The sequence below is a fragment of the Nostoc mirabile CHAB5784 genome (assembly GCF_020829645.1).
GTDB classification, from domain to species: Bacteria; Cyanobacteriota; Cyanobacteriia; order Cyanobacteriales; family Nostocaceae; genus Nostoc; species Nostoc mirabile.
This window is the reverse complement of record NZ_JAIVFS010000275.1, coordinates 1-2670: the sequence shown is the minus strand read 5'-3', so window position 1 is coordinate 2670 and position 2670 is coordinate 1. Positions and strand designations below refer to the sequence as shown.

Sequence of the window (2670 nt, the reverse complement as noted above, 5' to 3'; positions counted from 1 at the left end):
CCAGTTCTTCTTTGGGCAACTGGCTCAAACTTTCTCGGTCTAATTCTTCAGGCTGGCTTTGGTTCATATTTGTGATACTCACCCTCAAGTGTCCTCCTTGTCAATACTCTGCCACCTGAATCCTTACCATTAAAGAGTGAATCTCAATTGCGCTCGTTGCCATTAGGAGCCGACAGTTGAATCATCTCGGAAAAACGTGAATACTTAACTGCATCGGTAGGAGGATAATCCGCCGATACTGCAATTAACCCAATTTTTATATCCTCGAAATAAATCACACCCCCAATACGTCCTTCAACTTGAAAAGCCCCATGAAATAAATTATACGGAGCTATGTAGATCAGCAAAAAGTCAGTAATCTTTATTGCCCTGCCAAACAATGCTCTGCAAGTGATGCGAAACCTTTTTTATAAGCCGACGCATATCCATAGTTATCATCAGGTAAATACAGGGCAGGATCTCTGAGGATAGCAAATTAGGACTCAATTCGACTGCTGTGTATGAGTTCCATTTTGACGCTGGTTAATATTACCTTCGCTTCAAAGTCATTGCTTCTCTACGGTCAGCATCAATGGCAAGAGACAATCGCTTTTAGTGAAGATGAATTGCTCGAAATTTACACCCCGTGCGATCGCATGAAGGCGGGCGAAGCAGCGCCATCGCGCCTCAAGAATGATTTCGAGTCAACTGTAGCAAGATAGCCTCAAGGCTTTGTAGTGCTGCGTTTGTAGTGCGTTGATTTTCGTCAAAATTTCGTTGATGTTCTTCAAAGTTACGTTGATGTATTTCGTGGCTATCGCGTAACTCAAGTAGTACATCATCTAAAATTGCACTTCTGGCTAATACACGATTTACATTTTCGGTAAGTGAGTCTAATTGCTGTTGAGTATTGGATTGTCTCTCAGCAAGCCCCAATACTATTTGTTCAAGTCGGTCTAGTCTGCTAGGGAAATACTCAGGCGTGTCGGTCATATTACTTTCGTTAGTCCTCTACTAGGGATTATATAAAGTTGTGACATACAATTGCACGTTATTTTAGCAACAGTCTCCAGTCTGAACAGCCTTTTACTATTAGACTACTAGTTTTGCTCAGGGCAAAAAGCATAAGATGACATCTATAAGTTGTGCTTCTCTCAATTGCGATCATTGGCATTAGGAGCAGACAGTTGAATCACCTCAGTAAAACGTGAATACTTAACTGCATCGGTAGGGGGATAATCTGCCGACACTGCAATTAACCCAATTTTTATATCCTCGAAATAAATCACACCCCCAATACGTCCTTGAATTTGGAAAGCTCCATGAAATAAATGATACGGAGCTATGTAGATCAACAAAAAGTCACTAATCTTTATTGCACTGCCAAACATCTGCTGACAAGTTTTTTGGAGGACAGCATCTAGATATTCATTATAGGCAGGCTCACCCAGGTCAGTGAATTCCGGCAGATCCGCAAAATGATCCATATAAAATAGCCAGATATCGGACAAGTCTGCGTCATTCGTCAGTTTTTGCTTAAGTGACTGCAATCGGTCGATATTCATATTGTGGATATTGAGGAGATGGGGTAAACAGACAGTACTGTTAAAAAGTTATCAATTATTTTTGCGTTAATCGGGGATTAAGAATTGCTACCAAAGCATTGTACTAAATGGTGGGGGATTTAGATCGCGGGATAAATAATTTTTTTATCTTCCGAACCATCTATTTGTTCGGGTTTAAATGTGTGTAAATAAGAGATAGTTTTCTGAACGCGGTCAATAAGTTCGGGCAATGTAGTTTCATTGTCCTCAAACTTGGGTGCTTCTGCCCCTGCTAATTGTGCAGCACCTCTGTTTGCTATGTCAGAGGCAATTTGTACTTGTCTTGACAATGGAAACATATCTGGGAATAGACGACTATTGGGCAACACATACTGATCTATTTTTTTGGTTTGTGTGTATGTATCAGCTTTTTCAAGAATACTTACAAGATTATTAAGTGTGTGAATAAACACTGGTACTGAAGCTTGATACATTGAAATGGTCACTGATATTTCTCCTGAAAAAGTTTAAACTTCGTCGAGATGGTAATATTTCCACGCCTGTAGCTAATCATTCCGGCTCGGCTGAGTCTAGTTGCTACCTCCGTAACCCCAGTGCGACGACAGCCCAGTATCTTAGCAATATATTCCTGAGTTAGTACTAATGTATCTGTTCGTGCGATTGCATTTAGTAATTGCTCCCCATAGACTCGCTCTAACAGACTGACCAGTAGAGGCCCGATTCGTTAGTCCCAAGGTGGGGAGATGTACCAGCACTGCTCCAAGTTTAGTCCATCGGTTAGTCATACTTTTGCTCCTTTCAAAATACTTTGTGCCGACATGAATAATTGAGTTGCAAAAGAAGGAGGTACGGAATAGCCGATAATTGACCCCGCCGTAGCAGTTTCGTTTGGAAACTCGTACCAACCGGGAAACCCTTGCAAGATAGCAGCCCCCTCAATAGACAGGGATTTGACAGTACCATCAGGCAACCAGATATCAGCGAACTTACTACGGTTGCAACCGAATGGCACTAAGAAAAGCTCTAAGCTATACGGAATAAGGGCTACAGCTTTGAAAGTTATTGAACAGTCGAGGAGGGGTCAGGCGGTCGTCCTTGATGCAGTGTCATGGAAGCGATCGCCACA

The 2670-nt window shown here is 41.8% G+C and carries 7 protein-coding genes; 1 reads left to right on the top strand and 6 read right to left on the bottom strand.

The window, feature by feature from the left end:
- Positions 1-143: 143 nt before the first annotated feature.
- Positions 144-347: a hypothetical protein gene (locus tag LC653_RS45640; protein ID WP_229501812.1), complete on the bottom strand. Its 204-nt coding sequence runs from the start codon at positions 345-347 to the stop codon at positions 144-146.
- Between the two features lie 153 nt (positions 348-500).
- Here LC653_RS45640 and LC653_RS45635 point away from each other — a divergent pair, with 153 nt between their 5' ends.
- Positions 501-701 carry a hypothetical protein gene (locus tag LC653_RS45635; RefSeq protein ID WP_229501811.1) on the top strand — a complete coding sequence of 67 codons (201 nt, stop codon included), beginning with the start codon at positions 501-503 and terminating at the stop codon, positions 699-701.
- On the opposite strand, the gene LC653_RS45630 is transcribed toward LC653_RS45635, so the two are convergent.
- The 5 genes from LC653_RS45630 to LC653_RS46070 all read right to left on the bottom strand — a co-directional run bounded on the left by LC653_RS45630 (position 667) and on the right by LC653_RS46070 (position 2556).
- Positions 667-972, bottom strand: a complete 306-nt coding sequence (locus LC653_RS45630; RefSeq protein ID WP_179076662.1) for a hypothetical protein — start codon at positions 970-972, stop codon at positions 667-669. The genes LC653_RS45635 and LC653_RS45630 overlap by 35 nt on opposite strands.
- 161 nt (positions 973-1133) lie before the next feature.
- Positions 1134-1544: a hypothetical protein gene (locus LC653_RS45625; RefSeq protein WP_229501810.1), complete on the bottom strand. Its 411-nt coding sequence runs from the start codon at positions 1542-1544 to the stop codon at positions 1134-1136.
- A gap of 119 nt (positions 1545-1663) precedes the next feature.
- The gene (locus tag LC653_RS45620; protein WP_308189278.1) at positions 1664-2029 is read right to left on the bottom strand and encodes a DUF1993 domain-containing protein; all 366 of its coding nucleotides are present in this window, start codon (positions 2027-2029) and stop codon (positions 1664-1666) included.
- Positions 2026-2205, bottom strand: a complete 180-nt coding sequence (locus LC653_RS46700) for a helix-turn-helix domain-containing protein (protein ID WP_308189279.1) — start codon at positions 2203-2205, stop codon at positions 2026-2028. The genes LC653_RS45620 and LC653_RS46700 overlap by 4 nt, the downstream gene beginning before the upstream one ends.
- Positions 2206-2325: 120 nt before the next feature.
- On the bottom strand, positions 2326-2556 hold the full coding sequence (locus tag LC653_RS46070) for a DNA cytosine methyltransferase (protein WP_229501809.1): 231 nt from the start codon (positions 2554-2556) through the stop codon (positions 2326-2328).
- Positions 2557-2670: the final 114 nt, after the last annotated feature.